The following is a 24,299-nucleotide window of genomic DNA, read 5'->3' on the forward strand; positions in this document are numbered from 1 at the left end:
AAAACGCTGAAAATACTTAGATTTACACTTTATTGATAAAAAATAGCTATATTACAAAGAAATGGCAAAATTTACATGCTAAAGGTAGAAATCGCCCACTTTTATGCTAATAGGGACTAACCACAACATAATAGAGCAAACCATCCTAGACATTGCTCTAGGGAACTCCAAAAAATAAATTATCCCAATTTCTGGACTCAACATGACTATTCCTCCCCCCTATTCCCTGCCTTAAATGCGTACCCCTTTGGGGATATTGCTACGCGTAGCGTCCCGCAGGGATGGGATATTTTTTTAGTTGGAAGCCCCCTAACTAATTCTGGGGGTTTAAGTCAAAAACAACTAACAAAACGTTCCGCCAGCGCTCAGTCGAGTTGTGGCAAGTCTTGTGGCTCTTGTCTTTATCCCCATTACGAATTACAAATTATTATTAACTTCGCTTTAATTTCAAAGCCTCAGCAGCCGATACACCCTCACCCTGACTGCCGAAGTACCACAAAGCTGTAGCAGCCTCAGCACGAGTTACTGGTTTTTTAGGTTGAAACAGAGTCGTATAACCAAACACCCGCCGAATATTCGATTGCTCGCCGTTCTGGTAATCAGCCAACACAGCTCTTAAAGCCTTGGGGTCAATTCGCGCTGCGTCTTGGAAACCCCAGGTTTGTTTAACTGTATCCAAGTTAGCAGAGGGTAAAGCTTGACGAGTATCTAGGGGTAATTTCCACAGCAGCAACTGTTCCCGCGTTAGCGGTGCATCAGGACGAAACAAAACTACTGTAGAATCTCCAGACAAAGGACTGGGAATTAACCCAGCTTCGGCTAATCCCTGAATTACTGGAAAATCAGGGTCTTTTACGGACACATCACTAAAAACTGGTTGAGTACTTTCTGATGCCAAGCGAATTTGTTTGGCTGGATTGCTGGCATATATGGCATTGTTAGCAGCAATTAGCCAACGGGCGTATTCTCGATGTGTGATGATTTTACTGGGTTCAAATTGGTTACTAGTGGTAGTATTGCTCTTGGCTGTCTTTGGTTCTAAAGACAAAACACCTAATGCAGCCAAATCTTGGATATGTTGCCGCCATTCTTGCGGTGCCTTATTTAGATCGTTGAATTCCTGAGATTCCGGTGTCGCTGTAGAGACTGTTTGGTTATTAGCCGTGCTTGGTGGCTGTACTGCCAAGTTTGCAGGTGGTACCGGGCCAATGAACTGGGAATTTCCTGGTTGAGGAACGGCGTTAGTAGTTTGGTTAGGATTTGTAGTTGGGGTAGGTTGTGCCGTTGCAATACTATTCGGTACGTAATCAATCAATAATTCAGTGGCTGTTTGGGGTTGATTAGGTGTCGCGTTAGTAACTGATTTAGGCTGAATGGAAACCTTCAACAGCAAATCGTTACGACGTGCCTCAAAAGCACCTCCCGCATCATCTGTTGGCTGTTGCAAAATCTGCCAGTTATTTGTTTGAAACTGGCTACTATAAAAGCTAGCAATAAAGTTGCTGGGGTCAGAACTCAACCAACGAGTTGAGACTCTGTTTTCTGAGCCGCTAGCAGGTGTAACTTCCTGTAGTTTGGCATTGGAATATAGGGGGATATCTTTGGGGAAATCAGGTGGTAACTGAACTGTTGATTCATTTTGCTGTGCTTGCGGTTGGTTACCCTGAGATTCTCCAAAGACAACTGGATTGCCTTGCAGCTTCGGATCTGCCGCCAAAGATTCTTCAAGGTTTTTGGCGACTGGACTGTTAGCACAGGCTGTTAATGAAGTCAGTAGAACAGCCCAAATTAGAAATACAGCTGGACGTTTACAGGGAAGCACAGGAAATCACAAATTGAGTTTCAATTCTTACCCTAGCGCAGACTGTTCATTAAATGGGATTGGGGATTAGGAAATAAAAACCAGAGAAGTTAGGAAAGAATCGAATGTCTCCTCTGTTCCTCTGCCTCTTCTATCGCCAAAAGACACTACCGGCTCACGGCGTCTTCTTCGTAAATGTCTCTATTGGTGAAGATAATATCTCAAAAAATTAGTAAACGGTAGCTTTTGCTACCGTGTTGTCTTTGTTTTACAGCCATTAGGTTTTATTCCCATGCTTATTTATAGAGTTCCCTAAAATTTTGGAAAACTAACATTTTTGGAAAAAAAAACCAAATAAACCTGAAATACTTGCTAAATAGGAGTTTTATGATTTTGGCTCTCTCAAATCACAGGAATTATGACAGGTTAGGGGAGCTAGAGCCACCCACTACGAACTAATCAACATTAATGTGGCAGACTCCTAGATTGAGAATCAATTTTTTAGAGAGTTGTAGAAATATTCAGTTGGCACCGATAACTGATTGTTAACTCACCAAAGAAGAGTGTAGCTAGCAAAAGCTTTAATCTTCTTCCAGATGCACTAGTTGTAATGCGATGCCTACGGCAGGCATTGCCTACGCCAAGCAACTGAAGTGATAGACTAGAACTAAAGCCCCCCTTAGCCTCACCCAAAGAGGGGAATGGATAAAGTTCGCTAACGCTGGCTTACAATGGATTCTGGAGATTATTCATCTGACGATGGTAAGCTGAATAAGGCAATAGGTGAAAAATGCCAGTGTTAAGCAATTCCAGGAACTTAGCGTAAGTTTGTTATTCTTGGCGACTGGGGTCATAGGCAAAGCAATCAAGTGTCGCAGCAGTTTCCCTAGTATCTCTAAAGTTGATTTTCTGGGGAAAGTGCTACTTGTGCTGTAGTCAAGAGTTTCTTGGCAGCCTCGAAAACAGTAAGTGCTTCCTCTAAAAGTGCTTAGTTTACCGCCGTAGGCATCGCCTCTATGTTATCCAAAGCTTTCCCTCAAGCAACCCATCCCCTGTTCTTCTCGGATAGGGCGGCGGTTATTTTACGACAGCTGGATACAGGCTGCGCTTGGCAAGTCATAGAGGCAGTACGTAGTTAACTATAACTGTTTACCCAATCCTACTAATGATTGGGTAGAGGCAAAAAAGACACTCCATCGGATGCACTGGCGGTTGAGAAAATCCTCTACAAAGTTTGTCTGAACAGTTAACAGCTTGCTGATAGATTAGATACAATTAGCATCTGCGTTTGCTTGGGCGTAGGCGTAGCCCGTCGTAGACATCGCTTGTTCAAAGCGAGTACTCGAATCGACATGATGCTGCACTAGCCGATTTGACATCCTATTAAAATTTTCACCTGCTGCCTCTGGCGAAAATTTTGTTTCCGGGCAAATTAAGACTTATATTCAAGGGACTTGGGTGTTTCTTGAGATGAAGTTAGCCAAAAAGGGGCAAAAGGCTGAAAAAAATATGTCTAATGTCAAAAACGCAGAACTGATAGAGGATGAAAATCTAAAATAGATATTAAATTGAAGAGAAAACAAAGACCATCGACAACCGTCAGTCCATTTTACTTTCTGTAAAGCGTCACCGGGTTGTTACCAGTGCTGAAACACGATTACATGCAAGTTTCCCAGGATCAGCCTATTTATTCTGAGGCTCAACTCCAGCTGTTACTGTTTGTCGATGGACGCCCAAAGTCCCGGCAACAGGTGCAGCGAATACGTGCTTATTTAAAAGAATTGCAGGCTGAGTATAGTTTTGAACTTCAAACTATCGATGTTGGACAACAACCTTACTTAGCAGAACACTTTAAATTGATAGCAACGCCAGCTTTAATCAAAATCCATCCGGAACCACGACAGGTTCTGGCTGGGAGTAATATAATAGCGCAATTGAAAAACTGGTGGCCTCGCTGGCAAGCCGCTGTAGACGCTTACTTAAAAGTACAGGAAGACTTACAAGAACGTATAGACGACAATGCCAAAGCAACGTCACCCATATCCACTATCCGTTCGGTTGCTGTTTCTGCTGAACTAATCCGACTCTCAGACGAAATTTTTCGCTTGAAACAGGAAAAAGATAACCTTCAAGAGCAGCTACAGTTTAAAGATCGGGTGATTGCTATGCTGGCGCACGATCTCCGCAATCCGCTAACTGCTGCCGCGATCGCCATCGAAACTCTTCAATCTAATTACAATTTAGAAACAGGGCAATTCCAGCGCCTCAAACCATCCTTGACGGCGCATTTATTAAAACAAGCCCGCAATCAAACTAAGATCATCGATCGGATGATTACCGACCTTTTGCAAGTAGGTCGTGGCAAAGATACAGAGATCCCGATTTTACCGCAAAAGGTACAGATAGGTAAACTCTGCCTAGAAGTACTGGAAGAATTGTGCGATCGCTACACAGCCAAATCCCAAGAGGTAGAAACGGATATTCCCAGTGACTTGCCATACGTATATGCTGACCCAGAACGCATCCGTCAAGTGCTTGTGAATCTGTTGGATAATGCCATCAAATACACCCCCGAAGGTGGCAAGATTAGCATTGCCGGATTACACCGCACTACCCAAAAAGTTCAGTTTAGTATTGGCGATACTGGGCCTGGTATTCCTGTAGAGAATCGCGATCGCATCTTTGAAAACCACTTCCGCCTGCAACGGGATGAAGGTACAGAAGGTTACGGCATTGGTCTTTGTTTATGCCAACGCATCATCCTGGCACATTATGGCCAAATTTGGGTGGACTCTGCCCCTAAGAACGGAGCATGCTTCCACTTCACACTTCCAGTTTATCCTTCTTAGGTATTGGGCGAATGGCACTAAGTTAAGCTGAAGGGTAGGCGGCGTAAGGATTGCAGAGGGGCAGGGGTGCAGGGGGGAATTTCTAAATATCTGAACGCAATGCCTAAAATTTTTTCTTTCTCCCCTGCTCCTCCGCTCCTCTGCACCCCTGCTGCCTCAACGATTTTACCTTTTCTTAGTGCCATTCGGTATTGGGCATTGGGGAGCCAGCGAGGTCTTCTCCTTCCCTTCTCTACGAGAGGCTTGTCTGCGACACAAGAAGCAAGTCGCGTCATTAGTTATTAGTCATTTACAAATGACAAATGACTAATAACTAATGACAATTAAGAACTTGAGATAAAGCGATCGCGCCCCCCGGCCTTTGCTTGGTAGAGTGCTTTATCTGCCAGCACAATCAAATCTGAAGGTGAAGATTCCCAAGTCGGGACAACAGTCGCCACGCCCATACTGAGGGTGACATGCTGACTCACCACAGATCCATCATGAATAATTTGCAAATCTTTGACTCCCGCTTGTATCGCTGCGGCAACGTGAACTGCGCCAGATGCAGGGGTGTATGGCATAATCACAGCAAATTCTTCGCCACCATAACGCGCTACTAAATCCTGATGTTTTTGTGCCTTAAGGGTTAAGACAGCACCCACCTTTTGCAAACAGACATCCCCAGCAGGATGGCCATATCTATCGTTATAAAATTTAAAAAAGTCGATATCACACAAAATCATTGACAAGGGAGATTCCTCTTGTGCCAGATTAATCCACTGAGTATTGAGATAATCGTCAAAGCGGCGACGATTAGCCAACTCAGTTAAGCCATCTACATTGGCGAGGTGCTGCAAAGCTTGGTTTGCCGCTTCTAATTGTTTGTATACTTGCGCTTGCTGTAGTAGTCGGCGCAAGCGCTGGCGCAATACAGGCCAGTGAATTGGCTTGGTGACGTAATCAGTCGCCCCTGCTTCAAAAGCACGGTTTACGGATTCCTCATCGTCCAAGCATGTAATCATCAATATGGGAGTGCGCTCCCATATCTTGGAGATGACAGTATTGTTAAGGGCCGAGTCAGTATCAAAGGTGGCAAGGGCTGAGATTAAATTATTCCTGGCAATCTGGAGCAAGTGCTTACAGCAGGTAAAGCCATCCATCACAGGCATTACAGCATCTAGCAAAACTATATCTGGTTTGATAGTCTCGTAAGCATCTAAACATTGCTTACCATCATTGACCTCGACCACTCGATAACCTTCTTGTTCCATAGCTTTACGCAACAATACTCGGATGGTCTTGTCATCATCAGCCACTAAAATCAGTGGTGGTTGCTTAGAAACAGTAAATGGGCTTATGCCTGACATGAGTTGCCTTCCAGTTGCGAGACTATCCTGAAAAAGGCTATGCAACCCAATTGCATGGGGGCGATCGCTCTTTTCATCAATGCCAGGATTTGCGGCAAAGGTGTGTCTGGCTTTACAATCAACTGTTTTTTGACAATAGACTGCTCAATATTCTTGAGCCAAGTAAGCGGTAGATAACTAAGTTGCATAGACAATCTATAATTGGAACACGAAGGCAATTGTTACCTTTTTGTTCGGCTATGGTTATGGGAGGAAATGTTACTTTTATATTTCCCCATTGTTAAAGTCAAATTGCCATCTTTTCGAGAATTACAAATGCACGCCTTAATTATTTAGTTCTGTAGTTAGTTTAGAAACCTAGTGAGACAGGGCAAAACTATTGCCAAAGTCCACTTAGAACATAGCTAATACTAAATCCTAATCTCACTTTACTTAAATTCATTTAGTCTATTCGGTAAGGGTTGCGAAGGTTTAGTATAATTACATAAATTTAAAAGTAAACTTGGCGCAAAGCTTTATTTTCCAGCGTTCCTGGGTTAATAAATTAAGTAAAAGTTCTTATTTAATTAGATTCAGTATATTTAGTTCAATCAAAAAATAGATTGTTACTTATGAAAAACAGCAATTTATTAGCTCAATATAGATATACTAAATTAAGATTAACCTTTGTTTTAAACAACTAAATCCTATAATTACTTCATAGGCAGCACATAAAACCGTTATCTTTTTGGTTACACAAACAACCAGAAATACTTACAAAAAAAATATCTACGTTCACTAAATCTTTAAAATGCCAGACCCATTAATGTATCAGCAAGATCACTTTGTTGTTCTAGAAACAAATCAACCAGAACAATTTCTGACACCATCAGAATTATTAGAAAAGCTCAAAACAACTCTCCAGCAAATCATGGTTCAAGATTTGCCACCTGACTTGCAAAAGCTTGATAGTGTGGAAGCTCAAGCACAATATTTACTTGACACCAGTTGCGAATTAGATATCGATCCTGGGCAATATTTACAGTGGTATGCAGTTCGTTTAGAAAAGTAAGTTCTTAATCACTGGTTAAGAGGAAAAGGAGTTAACGAAGAAGCCCAGAGGTTATCTGAGCGGATGCTTCCGATGTTCGCTATCCGTTAGCGACGCAGGAGCATCACTTTTCAACTTCAAAGGGAGCAGCGGGGAAATCCTATCCTTAAAAACCTTGTCATTACCAACATCTTTTAAATCTTCCGCTTCGTTGTCATCCCGCCTTAAAATAAATTCCTGGGGCCCATAGCTAAAGTTCTTTCAAGAGGATTCAATGCAAAATTTTAAGCGATGTATATGGCTATCTTCTGTGAAACTGAAAATTTAAATCCACGCTTGGTGGACAGAAGCTATTAGTCCAGAACTTAAGTTATCGGCGAGATGTCGGTTAGCGCGGCTTGTTCTTGACTATTGACTAGTGACTAGTGACTCTTTCTGAGTATTGATCAGCGCTAGCTCAATGGTATTTTCAGATGGCTGCGTTATTTGAATCTCTAATCCAGGGCCAAAATAGTTGGTCATTTTTTCCTGCTTTTTTTGCCACACATCAATTGGTATTAGCGGTGAATCAAATTCTAAAATTAAGGCATAGCTCCCATTCACTTCTGTTTCTCGCAACCCTATGACTGTTGGTCGTTCCTGGTCTGAGGGACTCAAACCCAGAAAAGAAAGCGTTGTATCTAGATGAGCATCTTGACCGTAACAATATCGGGTGATGTCTTTGCGAATTTTATTTTGAGTCTCAGTTGCTTGCTGTTCCCGCAATATCAATGCTGAGGGTGAAGTAGTTTGGGTAAAGGGCACTGGCTTAAGTTCATTAGCTTTCAGCGCCAGCCCTCCTAACAATAGAGGAATCCCATAAAAAAATCCGACAAGATTGAGCGTGGCATTATTAACACCATAGGCGACAAAGCCCATGAGGGTTAATATACTGCCGATAGTTAAACCGAGTGTTCCCAAAGAGATTTTGCGTAGCATGAGTTTAAATTAATATAAAGTCTGAATACCTCAGTTTTATTATCATCGGCTATGAGTAACAAATTAGGGAAGAACATCGTCCCTATCTGGTACTATTCAACCAACTCAAAATTGCCACGTTAAGACTGGCACAACCAAAAGTTAGGAGCTTCTGGCTTCCTTAGTTTAGAACTTCTCCTATCAGAGGCGCTCTTGCTAGCTGAGGAGTAGGGGTACGAGAGACACGGAGAGTTTCTAAAGAAGGAAAGTTAGTGTAGTGGACTACTAAGGACGTAAAATGTCCCAGAATGTTGGATTTTGAGTTAAGTTTAAATTTAAAGGTAGTTAAAGATAGGAAAAAAATAATGGAGCTACAGACTATAAAAGAACGAATTGCCGCAGTTGAAAGTAAACGCGAGTACCTGTTAAGCCTATTGGAACAACCAAACCTGGGAACTTTAAGAGTTGACGTAAATCAGGCTTTGGAAGAACTGGATGAATTAATTGATGAATTTAGACGCACCATTCCGGTAGAGTAAAAATTATTACAAATTGCGTCGGTTTAGCCGTCAACTTCAGGCTAAACCGACGCTTCTCAGTAGTATCATGTCCTCAAATCCCCAAAATTTAACTAAGCCTGAATTGCTTCAGCAACATAGCTGTATGATTTATCCTGCAACTGAATCATCCTCCTGCACGCTGACCTAACTGCCTAACTAAGGCAATAAGCTCGCTTGTTGGTACATCTTTCTTGCAAACGTCATCAAAGCTAGACATTGCCTTTGTCCCCTGAAAATTTACATCTTCCACTGAGGAGTAAGCAAGGATCTGGGTGTTGGGAGATATAGCTTTAATGTGACTAGACGCACTCCAGCCATCCATAACTGGCATTTGTAAATCTAGAACAATCACGTCAGGATGGCAACGTTTTACCATTTCTATAGCTTCTTCACCATTACTGGCTAAACCTACTACTTGAATATTTTCCTGGCAAGAAAAAACTAATTGTAAGGTTAAACGAGTCAGTTCGTGGTCATCAACTACTAGAACACGCAAGGTAGAAAGCTCACAGGATAACATTAACATTCAGGGGAAAGACAAAATTATTTCAGAACAGCCTCTCTAGTTTATGGGGACAAATGCCAGTACTCACTCTATCCAATGGTTGAATAACTTGTGTCAACCCATGACAAACAACTTAGATAACTTCTCAAAAAATTCAAGTTTTCTAAAAATAGCTAAGTTTAGCTAGTTGTCAAGGTAGAAGTCACTTATTTTTTAATCAATCAGGTTTGAGGCTACACCAGTTGAGCGTAATGCCATATTCATGAGGATTTTTTGTGAATTAGCTTCTGGAGAATCATCATAGGGACGCCGTTGAATGTAAGTGCCATCGGCTTGTAATTCCCAAGCTTGGCGATTATCTGCGAGCATAATTCCCATAATTTCTTGCAAATCTTTAGCAATATCAGGGTCTTTCACTGGGGTAATTACTTCTACTCGGCGATCTAGGTTGCGGCGCATCCAGTCGGCACTGCCGATATAGATTTCCTCCTGTGTATTGTTATGAAAATAATAAATCCGAGAGTGTTCTAAAAAGCGACCGACAATGCTGATTATGCGAATGTTTTCACTGATGTCTTTGAGTCCAGGACGCAAACAGCAAACGCCTCTGATAATTAAGTCTATTTGTACTCCGGCGCGGGAAGCTTCATATAAAGTGGCAATAATTTCTGGATCGACTAGAGAATTCATTTTCGCAACAATGCGTCCAGAAAATCCATTTTGAACATTTTCGATTTCGCGGCGAATTAGTGCCAAAAAGCGATCGCGCATATTCACAGGCGCAACCAGTAACTCTCGATAAGACTTTTGTCGTGAGTAGCCTGTCAAGAAATTAAATAAATCTGTGATGTCAGCACCTAATTCTTCACGGCAGCTGAACAATCCCAAATCTGTATATAGCCGTGCCGTTTTCGGGTTATAGTTACCAGTGCCAATATGCACGTAGCGGCGTATCCGGTCTTTTTCCCGCCTTACCACCATGACGGTTTTACTGTGGGTTTTCAGCCCTACTAAACCATAGACAACATGAACGCCCACCCTTTCTAGTCGTTTTGCCCAGTAAATATTATTTTCCTCATCAAATCGCGCCTTTAATTCCACCAGCACGGAAACCTGTTTGCCATTTTCGGCAGCGGCAATTAAGGCGTTAACTATGGGCGAGTCGCCAGAAGTCCGGTAAAGGGTCATCTTGATGGCTAACACATTCTGATCGTAGGCGGCATGAGTGATAAAGCGCACCACTGTAGCCGAAAAGGATTGATAGGGATGGTGTACTAGCAAATCCTTTTCCCGAATCACAGCAAAAAAGTCTTTTCCTTCATCCGTCTCCAGCGCATCTGGGTCTAAACTTGGTTCTCTGAGCCTTTGCAGGCGTGATGGTACAACAGATTGGCGGGGTGGATCTTTGAGTTCCGGCAATGGCAAGGCCATAAAATACATCAAATCTCGCAGGCCCAAAAGACCGTCTACTTCGTAAAGATCGCTTTCTGTTAATTCCAAATCATGCAATAATCGCGATCGCACTATTTCAGGTGTCTGGGATTGAATTTCTAGCCGCACTGGACTCCCACCCAGTCGCCGTTTTCGCAATTCCTGCTCGATCGCTAACAACAAATCATCTGCTTCATCTTCTTCTAAAACCAAATCGGCATCACGGGTAATGCGGAACGGATGATATTCTTGAATGTTCATCCCTGGAAATAGAGATTCCAAGTTATGAGCGATCGCTTGTTCTAAAGGTACTCCAGTCCAGTGGGCAGGTTTGTCGCTATTCTGATCTCCCAACTCCGGCGGTATCGGTAAAAATCGTGGGAGAACGCTGGGGACTTTGACTCTGGCAAAGAATTCTTCTTCGGTGTCTGGGTTTTTGACCACAACAGCCAAATTCAGACTGAGATTAGAAATAAAAGGAAAAGGATGACTGGGGTCAACAGCCAGAGGAGTCAACACTGGAAAGACTTGTTCCTCAAAATAACTGTTGAGATGAGTCCGCTGTTTTAGATTCAAATCTATGTAATCCAGAATATGGATGCCGTGATTTGCTAATAAGGGTCGAAGTACTTGCTCAAAATGCTGGTGCTGTTTTTTTACCTGGGGAATGAGGGTAGACCGAATATCGTCTAACTGTTGTTGTGGTGTCCGACCATCGGAAGTTAACAGGCTAACTTTCGCCTCTACTTGTTGCTTTAAACCAGCAACCCGCACCATGAAAAACTCATCCAAATTAGAGTTGAATATTCCCAAAAACTTCAGGCGTTCCAGAAGAGGCGTGCGATCGTCACAGGCTTCATGTAATACCCTGCCATTAAATTCTAGCCAGCTTAACTCTCGGTTAAGATAATATTGTGGATCGCTGAGATTGATGGGTGTAGCGCTTTTCTTAGATTTTGCCATAATGACCTAAGGGCAGGCAGAAGTAGCCCATTTAGCTGGGGGACAATAAACATAGTAAGTTAAATGGTGCTTGAGCATAACGCTGAGGCCATTTTTGGTTGTACTGATTCTCTAGCTCACTACTTGTAAGGGACAGACATCTAAACTTGTCTCTTAAAAGGAGAGAAGCTTTGAATCTCACGGGCTGGGGGTTAGGTCTGTACTGGACTCAATTGAGAAACGCCATAACGCTTAAATCAAAAATCTATTTGTATCTAAATAACTTCAGTTCAAGACTAAAAAATAAACTCGGTAGGCACGAAAGGCAACATTAACTAAGAAATTTTTTGGTTTTACGTAGACATCGCCTCTAGCGGATGCTTTGCACCATCGCGTAGCGTCTCTTTCAGAGAAACACTCTAGCCAACCCATAACTTAATACGCTTGCGCTAAAGCTAATCCTCTCTAACCTTCATTAAAAAGGAGGGAATTAGAGCAAGCCTTTTTAATGGGAGCCAACGCAGTCTTGGGGTCTCCCCAAGTGGAGCGAGTGGCGCGGGTTGGGCGGATCTTCCGGGGAAAAATATCACTACACCAACCCTATTGACCTATAAATAGATTTTATAGCCGTTTTCAACTGCGTGGAATATGATATGGGCGTACAGTTGTGCGTCCCTACAAAATATTGCATCCATATGAGAACCGCAATAAGTCTGGGGATTGAAATCGTTGCCCACAGCATATTACCCATGAAGATGCACTTAAGATTTAGCAAAGATATGACATGAGCTTTTCCAAAAAAGTGTCACTAATTATTAAGTGGATTTTACAGAGGTTATAGGATTATAAGCGGTCTAAAGCTTTACCTTAGGTGCTTTATAGAGTTGGTTTTCCAAAATCTGGAATCTGGTAAGCATTGCCACAAATTTAATACAGGCATTAAGAAGAAAAAAGCATCGCCAAATATTTACTTTTCTTAGGTTATTGCTGCTGTTGCTCAGATCCGCACTAGCAATTGCGTTTATGATTTTTTTTAAATTCTGACCGCCAATATTTTTAAAATTAAGTATTATTACTGATATAGTTTTGTGTAGCAATGGTTATATTGAAAACACAAAGAGAAACAACACGAGGAGTTTGTTAATCATGAAAATTTCTGCGATCGTTAAAGGAAGCATCTGCTTGTTGGGTTTGGTTGGCGTTGGTAATATCCTGGCTGCGCCAGCAAGTGCAGATCAAGGGCAAGCTTCTGCTCGGGGTGCGGTTACAATAGTTAGACCATCAGGTTCTTCTCTCAGCATCAGTGCTGAGTTAGTTGCTGCTCCGGGTACAGACTTTACCGCACTAGATGTTGTTGTTAATGGTGGTGCTGATATGGGTACAAACCAAGAAGTTGCCACAGGCCTCACATTAACCCCAACAACTGGAACATCTTCAACCACACCTCCCACCACAATTTCAGCAGCTATTGCAGCACAGATTGCTGCTGGTAGTTTTACAAATGTTGAAGACTTAGCAGCCCTTGTCAGAGCAGCTGGTGCTGGTGGTGGTCTAGAGTAGATTTAATTTTTGCCTCGTAAGTACTTACAAAATTTTTAACAACTGACGCAACAGTTGAATAAATTAATAGATCGTAGGGAGGAGAAATAGCAATGCTATATCTGTTCCCTATATTTATTTTGTGGCTCAGATTCCCGGCTTCTTAAAAAAGTCGGGAATCTTGTTGTATGGGTCTTTCGTAGGGGCGTATAGCTGTCATTGGTGTCAATCTAACGTTAAAAGGACAGTTAGAAACCGTGTCTACACGAGGGTTTATCCACCTCCGTAGGTTCAAAGCCTTAATTTTTCCTTAGTCACCGAGGACGGACTTCGTTTGTGTAGCCGCGAATTCTATTCGCTGGGACTTAAGTTAACATCAATGCACATCTATGTGTCCCTACTGAAAAGGCTCCTTATAATGCCTTTACATAACTCTAATGATATCAATATAAACCCTGAAACTCTCACTGAATAATGAGTAGAGAGCTTGCGTAAAAATACGAAGCCTCAAAATGTCCATCTTTAACAAAACCCCTCACAACAAAGGTTTTATATTTTTCTACACTGAAAAAATAAAAGCAAGAAAAAAGGTTCTTTCTCTACTTCTACTGGGCGATGCATATTCTGCAATGCCAAGCAAAATTTGGGAACGAGCTTAAGACGAAAAACATGAGGGGTTTATAAAACATGAATAATTTTTCTAATAAATTATCTATACTTCTTCGGGGAACTATCTGCTTATTAGGTATAGCGAGTGTGGGAAATTTTCTAGCCACGCCAGCAAATGCACAGCAAGCCAGTGCTCGTGGTGCTGTTACTCTGATTAGACCTTCTGGTAGTTTTCTCAGTGTGACTGGGGAGTTAATTTTACCTTCTGGCTCGGATTATAGCGGAGGCATCACAATTGCACCAACTTTTGGAGGCATAGCAGGTGGAAATGATGAAACCATCACTAGTCTGACTATAACCCCAGGAGTAGTTAAAACTACTACACTCTCTAGCCCAAACTCATTGATTGATGCACTAACAATTTCGCCAAATAATAGTGTTTCCATTGAAGATACAACAACTCTAATCCGAGCAGTTGGTGGTACTAATAGCTTAGGTGCTTTAGATTAGACTGATTTTCCCAATCGAAAGGTTTACTTCCCAACTTCTTTGAAAAGTCTGGGAGCTTCCACATTTTTGTAACAGTGGTAGTGGTAGGGTGTGTTAGCCTAACGCTATAACACACCCGATTGGTTAATTTTTCTATTGGATCGATTGAGCCTTATTAGACCACTACAAAATTGGATATTTTTTAATTGACAGTGCCTAAAAACTTGGGTGGCGTTACATTAATATCATCAGAATCGATAACCTCCTTGAAGCTTGAGGTCGAATCCATTCTCGCCTGTACCAATTTGAGTTTCTATAAACACACTATTATCGGGGAAATTATGTCTCAGAATGAGTCCATAATTGAAGCCAGAAACTCGGCTGCTCAAACCCAAATTATTAACACTGTAATTTTTTAGATAAATACCAGCAGAAATATTTCTGCTGACTTTTTGTAAACCCTGAAATTCATAGAAAAATTCTTTGCCTAGCTCTAAGTTTGTCTTCAAATTCAAACCATGACTAGTACCAAATTCTCCATTAAAAAGACCTAAAAACTCTCCATTACTATTCTGTTCAATATAAGCAATACTAGGAGCTAAGGAAAAACCAAAATTTCTTTCTTGATGCTGATATAAATAACTTAAAAAAGTTGAAAAAGGATTATTTTTATTAGAGGCGCTATTCCAGTTAACTCTCAAGTACGGTACATGAGTGTTAACAGCTACAGGCTTTTTGGCTGAATTTAAGCGCACATCAGTTTTAATATAGTTGACAAGTAGATTACTATAGATACCTATAGTTGGTTCTTCTATTCCTAAATTATTATTGGAAACCCCTGGTGCCGAGTTGGCATCTACATTAAACCACGTGCCTAAATTGGCAGTATAGTTAAAATTCCCAGAAGTACCTGCGGCTAACAATTCAACTGTTGGTAAAGATAGATAACCGTTAAAGTTATTAAAACTAACACCTATTTTGTCAACTCTAGTGAGTTCCATGTAATCGAATGCTAAATCCGCAGCTCGTACTTGGAGTGGTACTATCGTAGTATCTTCTGAATTAAATTGCTGTACAAATTGTTGCCCTTGGGAACTGGTCAAAATTACTTCTACAGCGGAAGATTCATTAACAGGATTAATGGAAGTATCATTTAAAGGAATTGGGATTCCAATATAAGTTAGAGGGCCAAATTTCTCATTAGAAAGATTGAGATCGGAAAAAAATGTATTGCCTTCATTTAAAATAGAAATATTTCTTTCAAGAAACTGGACTGCTCGTTTGTGGTTTCCCGTTCTTACTTGCAAGATGCTGGAATTCTTAGGGGTGACTTGGCTCGGAAGTGTGTAAGTTCCAGATACTTGCTCTAGTCCACTACCTGTATTAGCGTAAGATAAGGTACGATTTAGCCTGTTATTGATTTGTCTTCTTTGTTCAGGCGTCGCAGATGTATTTAAAGGAGAAAAACTTTCTCCTTTCTTAAATTTTTCTTTTGCTTCTTCTAAACCTTGTTGAATATTCTCAATTTTAATAGCTTCAAAGACTCCACCTAATAGCAAACCTAATGTAGAGTTCACTGATTGGATAGCATCGATGCTAGTATCGCTGAATTTACCTGTTATTGATAATCCAGGAGCAGAAAAAATATTAGAGTAAGTAGCTTTAACTGCCACTGGATCGTATTGAATTAAACTGCGATTATGAGGATGGCTAACATACAATCTGTGCCAATCAGAACTTTCTTGAGTTTGAGAGAGTGTCTGAAATTCAGGTTGTCTTCTCCCTAAAGATAACCACATTAAAGAGTTAAAATAATGAAAGTCTTTCTGAGGTTGAGAAAGAAAAGGATTGACTGCTACATTTAATAAATCATAGTTATCAAATTTGCCAAGTTGAGCAATCTTAATACCTGGTAAAGAAGAGATAGGAGCATTAAAACCAAAACCTTCTCCTGTCAAGATATTTCCCCAGGAGATACCGGTGGCTTCTAGGGCACTATTAGGAATGATTTCGCCTATCTTGAGTTTGACATTTCCATCATCTAGTAAAGGCTGTATATTCGTCGTTGGAAAGCCTTGCAAAATTTTAGGGGCATTGACAGCATCTAAAGCTTGAAATAAAGCTTGTCCACCGTTAACACTCAAAGTCGAGCCACTACCAATATTTGGTATAGGATTTCTTAGGACTGTGACATTAGGATCGTTTGCGTCAATTGCACTATTAATGATAACTCTGCCAGCAGGTATCCCTTCAGGATTTACTAGTTGTCCTGCTATTGAGGTTATGGAAAAATCCTGAGTATCAACGTCTCCAAATAAATTCTGAAAATCTGTAGGTATAGCGAACAGAGTTTGCAATCCCCAAAATGCCTGCTGTGAGGTAACATTTTGGGTGATATAAGTATTAGTTTCTCTTCCTTGGTAGAGGATACCTACTTGATTCCCTTTAGTTTCAACTACTACTCTATTATTATCGAGAACCCAATAAAATTGGTCAGCTTTTGGAAATTTAGCATAGGTAAGTTTATTAATAATCTGATTGTCTCCAGAAAATCTTATACTTATATCCGTATCTATATAATTTTCATCATCATTTGGCTTAAATAACTCCGTGGAAAAAGTAAGGTTATCTGTTGGGTTAACAATCCAAGGATACTTATTGGCACTAAATGTAAGGGCATCAAGGATGATTTGTTTTTGTTTTACTTGTTGTTGCTTTTTTGAACGGCGTAGTTTTTCTATTAGTATTTGTTGTGTTGATGGTTTAGTTGGATTTGGTTGAGTTGGATTTGGTTTAGTCTCTTCTTCACCTTGATCGGGAGGCTTGGGAGGTTCTACTTTATACTGTTCAATTGGGATAATATCAGCTATAGTGAATTCGGATAATTTTTTGGTTTTATGTAAGTTAGAGTTAGTACCATTTGAAGTTTCCTTTAATAGAGTTTTGCTTCGCGATTTATCTAGTTTATCCGACTTTAAAGAACTATTATCACTAAGATTTACATGATTTTGTCTGATTACATCAATTGCGGTGAGTTCGGTTAAGTGGTTGGTTTTTTTTAAGTGAGAGTTAGCATCTTTTAAACTTTGCTTTAATAGAGTTTTGCTTTGTAAGTTATCTAGTCCATCCAGCTTGGGCAAACTCTGAACACTAGCATTTGCATAATTCTCTCCGATGATATGAATTGTGTCTAATTCGGATAATTGTTTTATTTTTTGTAAGTTAGAGTTAGTATCTTTTAAGGTTTGATTTAATAAAGCTTTATTTTGTAAGTTATCTACTGAATTCGGGTTGAGCAAACTTTTTTTGCTAGTATGTACATTATTTATATTGTTAAAATTAATATTATTTCTGCCATCAAAATCGAATGCGATCGCAGAAAATTGAACTAATATTATTTTGAACAAAATTGTTGAAGATAAAAAGTAACTTACAATAATTTTGAGATTTTTATTAAATCTCATTAGTGAGATTTTTACAAATTTTCGATTTGAAATTTTACAGGTTTCCACAATAGAAATATGCTGTTTGGTAGATTCAATGAAAAAATTACTACAAACTCAATTTTCTGAAGAAAAATTTACAGGTTACTTAGCTAAAAAACACTTTTTAATTATTAAATTTCAGTGATTAATTCATTTTTTTAACTCTTTTTTATTGGTTTGTTTAGATGCATTCAATAGTCGTTTGAGTTAATTCGATAAAATAGCCAAGCCAAAGAAAACTGATTTTTTTATCCTGGCTGTAAAGAATAAAATAGGATTAAGCAGATTTACTGCAACAAGAGTGTAATTCTTGAGCAAAAATTAAACCTCAGCAAAATCACCAGAGCTAGAAAAGTGAGTTATTGTTTAGCAGTAGAAACACGTAACGCGAGAATATTCAGTCAAAAAAGTGGGTGAAAAAGATGTTTCAGGCTACTCGCCGCCGTCTTGCAATTTGGTACACTGCCGTCACTGCTGTATTACTATTACTGTTTGCCAGCAGTGTTTATTTATACGTTCATACTACATTGATTGAGCGGATTGATGATACCCTTAACCATGTAGTGGAAATAGTGGAGCGTTGTCTCACAACTAGTCCCTGTGCATCTACGCTCATATTTGAGCCAATTAATGCTGATGCAGATAAATTTCGCATTAATTTAGAAGCCAGTTTTCGCGACAATTCTGACACCGTAGAAGATGACCACATCGACCTAGAATGGTTTAGTCCGACTGGTGAATTACTTTGGTCAACGCTATCAGAACCCCTAAATATTCCCATTCATGCCAACCGCACTGGTGAAACCGTGCGCGTAGTCAAGGGAGAGAGTGAAAATTCAAAATTTAAAATTCCTGACTCAGCACTGTTATTGCGACAAGTCACCCAACGGGTGGAAGTGGGGCGGCAAGTATTAGGATATCTGCGTGTTAGTCATCCCTGGTTTGAAGTTACTAAGCCCAGTCGCCAATTAATTTTTGATTTGGCGCTAGGTATTGGGTTAATGGTGCTTTCTGTGGGAGCAAGTGGCTGGTTTCTTTCGGGTAAAGCGATGGAACCTGTAGGTGAGTCTTATCAACGCCTCAAGCAATTTACTGCTGATGCTTCTCACGAACTTAGAAGTCCCATTACTTTGATTCAAACCAATGTGCAAGTTGCCCTTGCTGATTTGGATTTAGCAGAGACAGAAGTGACTACTTCTTTACAGTATCGGCAACAGTTAAAGGTGGTGGAACGGTTAACGCAGCGTTTGGGGAAGTTAGTCAATGATTTACTCTTCCTTGCACGGCAGGATAGCGGTATTAGCAAAGATATCTTTTCAACTTGTCCATTGGATGCATTACTGATGGAGGTGGTTGAAGAGCAACAACTATTAATGCCTGAAAAAGAAATTGCCCTTTCTCTAGACTTAGTTGACCCTCCCGCCTCCGAAACTAATCCTGAATTACTGGAAAATTGGTTTACCCTTGTGGGCAATTGGGATCAACTGTTACGGCTGTTCACAAATTTGATTGCTAATGCTTTGCATTATACTCCAGCCGGTGGACGGGTGAAAGTGGAATTGGCGCGGATAGAGGGAATAAATCGCGTTTCTGGACTACGTTATACCAGTGCCCAGTTGCAAGTTAAAGTGATTGATACCGGAGTTGGAATTCCAGCGTCAGCACTACCACGCTTGTTTGACCGTTTTTATCGAGTAGATCCGGCACGTACTCATACAGCTGGGAATACAGCTACAGCCAGCGCTACTGGTTCAGGATTGGGATTAGCGATCGCTCAAGCTATTGTCGAACATCATCAGGGTCATATTCAAGTTGAAAGCACTCAAAGCATTGGCACCACGTTTACTGTCACTTTACCAATAACTCTTGAGCCTTAAATCGCAAATTCAACAATTGTTTCCTGTGACAGATGCAGACAAGTAAATTTATTTATTAAATTTATTAATTTATATAGCAGCAGTTGCAGTATTTAGCCATTCATTTGATTGCTAATAGTTTGATATTTCTATGTCTCATACTTTAGCTGATAAGAACTGCTATGTATGTGGGTAATTTTCCCATAACCATAAGAAAGTAAACATTTCAGTCCAATTGCGTGGACTTTAACTCTTAAGTAGGAAATTTACTGACTGCGGGGATGTCAGGAAAAAAGACAATTTTATTATAAAAATGTGGCAAATGCCAAAATCTAAAGTCTGAAGGATTATCTAATGACTTAGATTGTAAAACTTTAGAATGAGAAATTATGTCTAACAATCTCTTATTTTTCAATCTCTAGCTAGATAACAAACCGGAAATAGATTATTAAAATTTAGGTGTTAATCCGACAGATTAGCCACTACTTAAATTTCCCCGTTGAAAAAATTTTAAATAGAAATTCAATTGTATCAGGAGTCAATAATGAATATCAAGCCCCAAAGTTTTCGCAAGTCTGTTGAGTTATTTGGTGCTATTTGTGGTGGATTGCTGATTAGCCTGCCAGCAATCCCTCAAGTAGTAGCACAAGAATCAGTAGTACAAGAATCTACTCCCAAGATTAATCCCTGCCCTAGAATTTTCTACGAAGAACCACATAACAGTCGGGTTGTGGTACCACAAGGATGTCCTCCGAATGCGCTAACTCAAAGACTAGCTGCTCAAGGACTTCTTCCCACCTCTACGACCCCATCACAAGACCAAACAAGACTGGGTGTAGGCGGTGAAGCACTTCAAGGAACCGGTTCTTCAACAGTTAATCCCAATACTAGTATTCCTAATCAGCCGCCCTATAATAGCTCCCAAAATACTTCGCAGCCTGACGGTTCTACGCAACCTTCGACCTCATCAGAAGCTGGTGTCAGTCCTGCAACCACAGCCCCAGGTGAGCAAACTCTAACGCCTGGAGGTTCAAATACTTCCACAACTCAACCACTCTTACCCAACCAACGACAAACCCCCAACGCGACGATCGCACTGGCAAATGGTAGAGTTAATGTCAGGTTGGTGAATGAGACTGCCGCTAATGTAACCTACCAAGTGATTGGCGATACGGCACCGCGATCGCTACAAGGTAAATACAATGTAACGCTCCAAGGTCTAAGCGCACCAGTAACAGTGACATTTGAACGAGAAGATGGCGGACAGTTGATAGTAACTCCACAACCCTCTTCAGAGCCAGGAATTTTGGAAGTTAGATTTAAGGAAGCCACGAATGCAGCACAGGGTAGAAGTGCTATGAGAATTGAACGAAACGGTTCAGTGTTCTTGAATTAATCAAAGGTGAGTTCGATGAACCTCTCCCCAATTGATCGAGGATTTAGGAGCATTTAGAAGGTTTTGCTACTGAGAAGAGTAGTTTTATAGCGGTTCTCGGTTGAGCGAGGTACAAGAACCCCACCCCCAACCCCCTCCCCGCTCTTCGAGAGGGGACTATGATGTAATTCATGTGATTAGGAAAAGCTATAACCCTGATTTTAAGGCTTCTCTAGTTCCCTCCTTTTTCAGGAGGGTTAGGGAGGATCGAGCCTTAACCTTTTTGCCTACTGCTAACAGCAGCATTTAATAGACGACTTGCCACCAACCGAAGGCTGGGCCGATAAAACGGATAGTTGCCCATCCTACAACCATAAGGCCAATGCCTATCCAGGCACCACGACTTGTCCAACTGACAAATAATTCGGCTTGAGTTTTTGTGATGGGAAGCCAAGGCAAGATGCGAGTCTCTTGACCGTATGTTTCCCCTAGTGTACTTTTACGACGCTTTGCTTCACCCATAATCAGCAACTCAATGTTTTTTAGGTTCTAAATTTATCTTGCCAGGAATCATGGCTATAGAGAGGTGATGAATTGCATTACCTTCATAAAATGTAAATTGGGCATTGATAAATTACTTTAGGCAGAATTTTCTTCATCGGTATTAGAAAACAGACTCGGATCGAGATAGTTAATCCGTGCCAGAGGACTTAAGGCGGTGAGAATTTGAGCGCCGTAGCTGCGATTAACTACACGACTATCAAGTAAAGCAACAATGCCTTGACTTTCTCTTACTGGAGCGATCGCTCTTTGTAATTCATTTAAAGCTGCTGGCAACAAATATAAACGAAACCAATCTTGATGCGATCGCTTATAACGAGCTACCCTACCAGCTACTAGCGGATTTTCTAAAGATGGTAAAGGTAAAGTAGCAATAATTAACAGATGTGGAGCCGGCAAGACTCGTTGATGTTCTCGCCAAAATTCCCAACCGCTAATCAAAATCCCATTTTCATCTAAACAAGTTTTTTCTACTTGCACCCGCGAACCAAACTCTGAGGCCAGAATTGTCGCTACTTGAGACTTGAGTGGTACATCTCCCACTAAGACAACCGTTAATCCTGGTGCTGTAGCACTTAGACAAACCAGCGTGCGGACTTTGTGAATAAATGCCGCTTGAAATTCTGGTGTGTTAGGTAGGGGCAATTTATAGGGTACATACAGTTGAATTGCTTCTGCTTGACTCTCCGAAGAGAACTTCAGGCAAGTTAAATCGTCCAAACCCAGGCGCTGCCGGAAAAGAGGGGCCTCAGTTTCCGGTTCGATAGCGCTGCCAATTAAAACTACTGGTTGCCGCTGCCAAATGGGCGAGAGGATTTCGCCTAATTCCATTGGAGCATAGTGCAAAGAAAATAAACCTTGCCGATGGGCAATAGTCGCCCAGAAGAGAGCAGGGGGGGCAGAGGAAGCAGGGGAGGCAGGGGGGGAAAGATTTTCGTCGAGGGTTTTTAATTGCTGCCAGAAATGTTTCCAAGTATCTGGGAGGTTTGCTGGATCTAAAGCAGCATAAAGACGGCTTAAAATCTCTATTTCTGGCTGGGAAATTAGATAGCACCCATAGGGATTGACAGGATGCTGAAAAAGCTCGTGTGTCAGTTGTATCCGGGCTTCGCGAATTGCCTCAGCTTGATTTGGGCAAGCCAGCATGAGTTGCTCCCAATCATGGGGTTGAATATCTTGGGTAAGTCGATCGCGCACCCAATCTTCTAGATCGTCTACCCCATCAATAATTGTGGGGATGCCTTGGGGAAAGCAAGAGCCACCAGCAAATTGTCCTTTTAACCAGGCTTCTGGGGAGGTCAACAGTAGCCCTTGGAACTCAGCACCAGGCCAAGCGTCGCCTGTCCTAATCGGTTTGTTGGCTGGTAGCCACTGCTGTAGACGGGGAATTTCCACCCGCAACAGAAGTTGCTGCACTGCTTCTTGAGCAACAATAATTACAGGGCCATGCCACATCAGGGCTGATGCTACGAAACTAGTACGATATCGCCCTTGATAGCCACAAACTGCCCCTACTTGAATTAGGGCACTACGTCCCAGCCGCAAGGCGCGTGCTACCAACCGTGCCATCGTCAAATGATGGGGCCAGGAAGGGAACCCCGCCTGCGATCGCAAAAAGTTATGTAGTGACAAATGAACTTCTGCCTCAATCACACGCTTTTAATTCCATACAAAGTGATTTTTACTTCCAATAACCCCATTTCTATTATCTTGTCATTTGTCATTTGTCCTTTGTCAGTTGTCCTTTGCTAATGACTAATGACCAACGACCAATGACCAATGACCAATGACTAATCACCCAACACCCTGAATTATGCCAACTTACACAGGAATTTCCAGCGAAGCCTTCAGGCATCCACTAGATCGCCAAGCCGAGCAAGCTTTACGAAATTTACCGGGATTTGATTTAATCGCTCGTAAATTTGTGGAATTTATCTACGAACGCCCTCAATTAGTCTATCTAATGGGTAACACCATCCAAGTCGGGCCGCGTCAATATTCCACTATTTACCAGATGTTCCGGGAATGCGTCCGAGATTTGGACATTTACCCAGAACCGACACTGTTTGTCTCGCAAAATCCCCAAGCAAATAGCTATGCGCTGGGGCAAGAGAATCCTTACATAGTCATAAATACAGGGATACTAGACTTACTAGACGAAGCCGAGATTCGGGCGGTGCTAGCCCATGAACTGGGGCATATTAAATGTGGTCATACTATTTTAATTCAAATGGCGATGTGGGCGATGAGTGCTGCTTCCGCCTTGGGAGAATTAACCTTCGGCATCGGTAATATTGTCACACAAGGCTTGATTTACGCCTTTTTTGAGTGGCGGCGTAAAGCTGAGTTATCGTCAGATCGCGCCGCACTACTAGTGATGGATGACTTGACTCCGGTGATGTCAACGATGATGAAACTCTCTGGCGGTAGTAACAAATATGCCAATGAATGTAGTTTACAAGAGTTTATCAAGCAGTCAGAAAATTATCAGGCACTGGATGAAGATGGACTAAATCAGGTGTATAAATTTTTGATCTACAATGGCGCTCAGGGTACGATGTTGACTCATCCTTTCCCTGTGGAACGCCTGCATTACTTACGGGCGTGGGCAGTATCCGAAGAATACCAGCAAATTCGCCGAGGAAATTATCAGCGATCGCCTGCTTCCGGATCGGTAAATGTTGCAGCAGAGCCTTCCGCAAATGAAACAGAAACTTTGCGCCGTCAAATTGAGGAATTACAACGGGAAATCGACAGAATGAGAAGGTCTGAATAAATTGCGTTGAGGTGCGTTAGGTTTTTCTAACGCGCCACATCCATCTTATCCAATAGGTTACCCGCTCCGTAACACTACTTTTGTTCGGTGATTGCTACTTTCTTTTATGTTTGAGAGCAAACCTGGAACTGAGTATACCTAGTAGAACTGGATTTTAGCAAAAGTAAAACTCCTTCTACTTACTT

18 protein-coding genes are annotated in these 24,299 nt (G+C 41.3%); 8 read left to right on the forward strand and 10 right to left on the reverse strand.

The window, feature by feature from the left end; all coding sequences use genetic code 11:
- Positions 1–430: 430 nt before the first annotated feature.
- Positions 431–1,822, reverse strand: a complete 1,392-nt coding sequence (locus V7L01_RS25825) for an S-layer homology domain-containing protein (protein WP_335039818.1) — start codon at positions 1,820–1,822, stop codon at positions 431–433.
- Between the two features lie 1,622 nt (positions 1,823–3,444).
- Here V7L01_RS25825 and V7L01_RS25830 point away from each other — a divergent pair.
- Positions 3,445–4,650 carry a histidine kinase gene (locus tag V7L01_RS25830; RefSeq protein ID WP_335039821.1) on the forward strand — a complete coding sequence of 402 codons (1,206 nt, stop codon included), beginning with the start codon at positions 3,445–3,447 and terminating at the stop codon, positions 4,648–4,650.
- 17 nt (positions 4,651–4,667) lie between these two features.
- On the opposite strand, the gene V7L01_RS25835 is transcribed toward V7L01_RS25830, so the two are convergent.
- From V7L01_RS25835 to V7L01_RS25845, 3 genes are read right to left on the reverse strand one after another with little or no spacing between them, the layout of a single operon-like run.
- Positions 4,668–4,925, reverse strand: coding sequence for a hypothetical protein (locus V7L01_RS25835; RefSeq protein WP_335039824.1), 258 nt, complete (start codon positions 4,923–4,925; stop codon positions 4,668–4,670).
- A gap of 48 nt (positions 4,926–4,973) precedes the next feature.
- The gene (locus V7L01_RS25840; protein WP_335039826.1) at positions 4,974–5,999 is read right to left on the reverse strand and encodes a PleD family two-component system response regulator; all 1,026 of its coding nucleotides are present in this window, start codon (positions 5,997–5,999) and stop codon (positions 4,974–4,976) included.
- Positions 5,987–6,187 (reverse strand): hypothetical protein, encoded by a 201-nt coding sequence (locus tag V7L01_RS25845; protein WP_335039828.1) that lies wholly within the window; start codon positions 6,185–6,187, stop codon positions 5,987–5,989. Before V7L01_RS25845 ends, V7L01_RS25840 begins: the two co-directional genes overlap by 13 nt.
- A gap of 602 nt (positions 6,188–6,789) precedes the next feature.
- Here V7L01_RS25845 and V7L01_RS25850 point away from each other — a divergent pair.
- Positions 6,790–7,050, forward strand: coding sequence for a chlororespiratory reduction protein 7 (locus tag V7L01_RS25850; RefSeq protein WP_335039831.1), 261 nt, complete (start codon positions 6,790–6,792; stop codon positions 7,048–7,050).
- Between the two features lie 387 nt (positions 7,051–7,437).
- Here V7L01_RS25850 and V7L01_RS25855 read toward each other — a convergent pair whose 3' ends face one another.
- A complete protein-coding gene (locus V7L01_RS25855; RefSeq protein WP_335039834.1) occupies positions 7,438–8,007 on the reverse strand; it encodes a DUF2854 domain-containing protein in 570 nt (189 codons plus the stop codon).
- Positions 8,008–8,351: 344 nt separating this feature from the next.
- On the opposite strand from V7L01_RS25855, the gene V7L01_RS25860 reads away from it, so the two are divergent.
- The gene (locus V7L01_RS25860) at positions 8,352–8,525 is read left to right on the forward strand and encodes a hypothetical protein (protein ID WP_335039836.1); all 174 of its coding nucleotides are present in this window, start codon (positions 8,352–8,354) and stop codon (positions 8,523–8,525) included.
- 145 nt (positions 8,526–8,670) lie between these two features.
- On the opposite strand, the gene V7L01_RS25865 is transcribed toward V7L01_RS25860, so the two are convergent.
- Both V7L01_RS25865 and ppk1 read right to left on the reverse strand, forming a co-directional pair.
- Positions 8,671–9,072, reverse strand: coding sequence for a response regulator (locus tag V7L01_RS25865; protein ID WP_335039838.1), 402 nt, complete (start codon positions 9,070–9,072; stop codon positions 8,671–8,673).
- A gap of 192 nt (positions 9,073–9,264) precedes the next feature.
- Positions 9,265–11,445 (reverse strand): polyphosphate kinase 1, encoded by a 2,181-nt coding sequence (gene ppk1 / locus V7L01_RS25870; protein WP_335039840.1) that lies wholly within the window; start codon positions 11,443–11,445, stop codon positions 9,265–9,267.
- Between the two features lie 1,125 nt (positions 11,446–12,570).
- On the opposite strand from ppk1, the gene V7L01_RS25875 reads away from it, so the two are divergent.
- Both V7L01_RS25875 and V7L01_RS25880 read left to right on the forward strand, forming a co-directional pair.
- Positions 12,571–12,984 (forward strand): hypothetical protein, encoded by a 414-nt coding sequence (locus V7L01_RS25875; RefSeq protein WP_335039842.1) that lies wholly within the window; start codon positions 12,571–12,573, stop codon positions 12,982–12,984.
- A 666-nt stretch (positions 12,985–13,650) separates the two neighbouring features.
- A complete protein-coding gene (locus V7L01_RS25880) occupies positions 13,651–14,082 on the forward strand; it encodes a hypothetical protein (protein ID WP_335039845.1) in 432 nt (143 codons plus the stop codon).
- 227 nt (positions 14,083–14,309) lie between these two features.
- Here the strand turns inward: V7L01_RS25880 and V7L01_RS25885 are convergent, their stop codons facing one another.
- Complete coding sequence (locus tag V7L01_RS25885) at positions 14,310–17,525, reverse strand: hypothetical protein (protein ID WP_335039848.1); 3,216 nt, start codon at positions 17,523–17,525, stop codon at positions 14,310–14,312.
- A 443-nt stretch (positions 17,526–17,968) separates the two neighbouring features.
- Here V7L01_RS25885 and V7L01_RS25890 point away from each other — a divergent pair, with 443 nt between their 5' ends.
- Positions 17,969–19,423 carry a sensor histidine kinase gene (locus tag V7L01_RS25890; protein WP_335039850.1) on the forward strand — a complete coding sequence of 485 codons (1,455 nt, stop codon included), beginning with the start codon at positions 17,969–17,971 and terminating at the stop codon, positions 19,421–19,423.
- Between the two features lie 523 nt (positions 19,424–19,946).
- A complete protein-coding gene (locus V7L01_RS25895; RefSeq protein WP_335039852.1) occupies positions 19,947–20,798 on the forward strand; it encodes a hypothetical protein in 852 nt (283 codons plus the stop codon).
- A gap of 285 nt (positions 20,799–21,083) precedes the next feature.
- Here V7L01_RS25895 and V7L01_RS25900 read toward each other — a convergent pair whose 3' ends face one another.
- Together V7L01_RS25900 and V7L01_RS25905 are read right to left on the reverse strand one after the other, a co-directional pair.
- Positions 21,084–21,299, reverse strand: coding sequence for a DUF2839 domain-containing protein (locus V7L01_RS25900; protein ID WP_335039855.1), 216 nt, complete (start codon positions 21,297–21,299; stop codon positions 21,084–21,086).
- Positions 21,300–21,416: 117 nt separating this feature from the next.
- Positions 21,417–22,991: an ATP-dependent DNA helicase gene (locus V7L01_RS25905; protein WP_335039857.1), complete on the reverse strand. Its 1,575-nt coding sequence runs from the start codon at positions 22,989–22,991 to the stop codon at positions 21,417–21,419.
- A 160-nt stretch (positions 22,992–23,151) separates the two neighbouring features.
- Here V7L01_RS25905 and V7L01_RS25910 point away from each other — a divergent pair, with 160 nt between their 5' ends.
- Positions 23,152–24,114, forward strand: coding sequence for a M48 family metallopeptidase (locus V7L01_RS25910; RefSeq protein ID WP_335039860.1), 963 nt, complete (start codon positions 23,152–23,154; stop codon positions 24,112–24,114).
- The last annotated feature ends 185 nt before the right edge of the window (positions 24,115–24,299 follow it).

This window comes from Nostoc sp. (genome assembly GCF_036917095.1).
Classification (GTDB): Bacteria; Cyanobacteriota; Cyanobacteriia; order Cyanobacteriales; family Nostocaceae; genus Nostoc.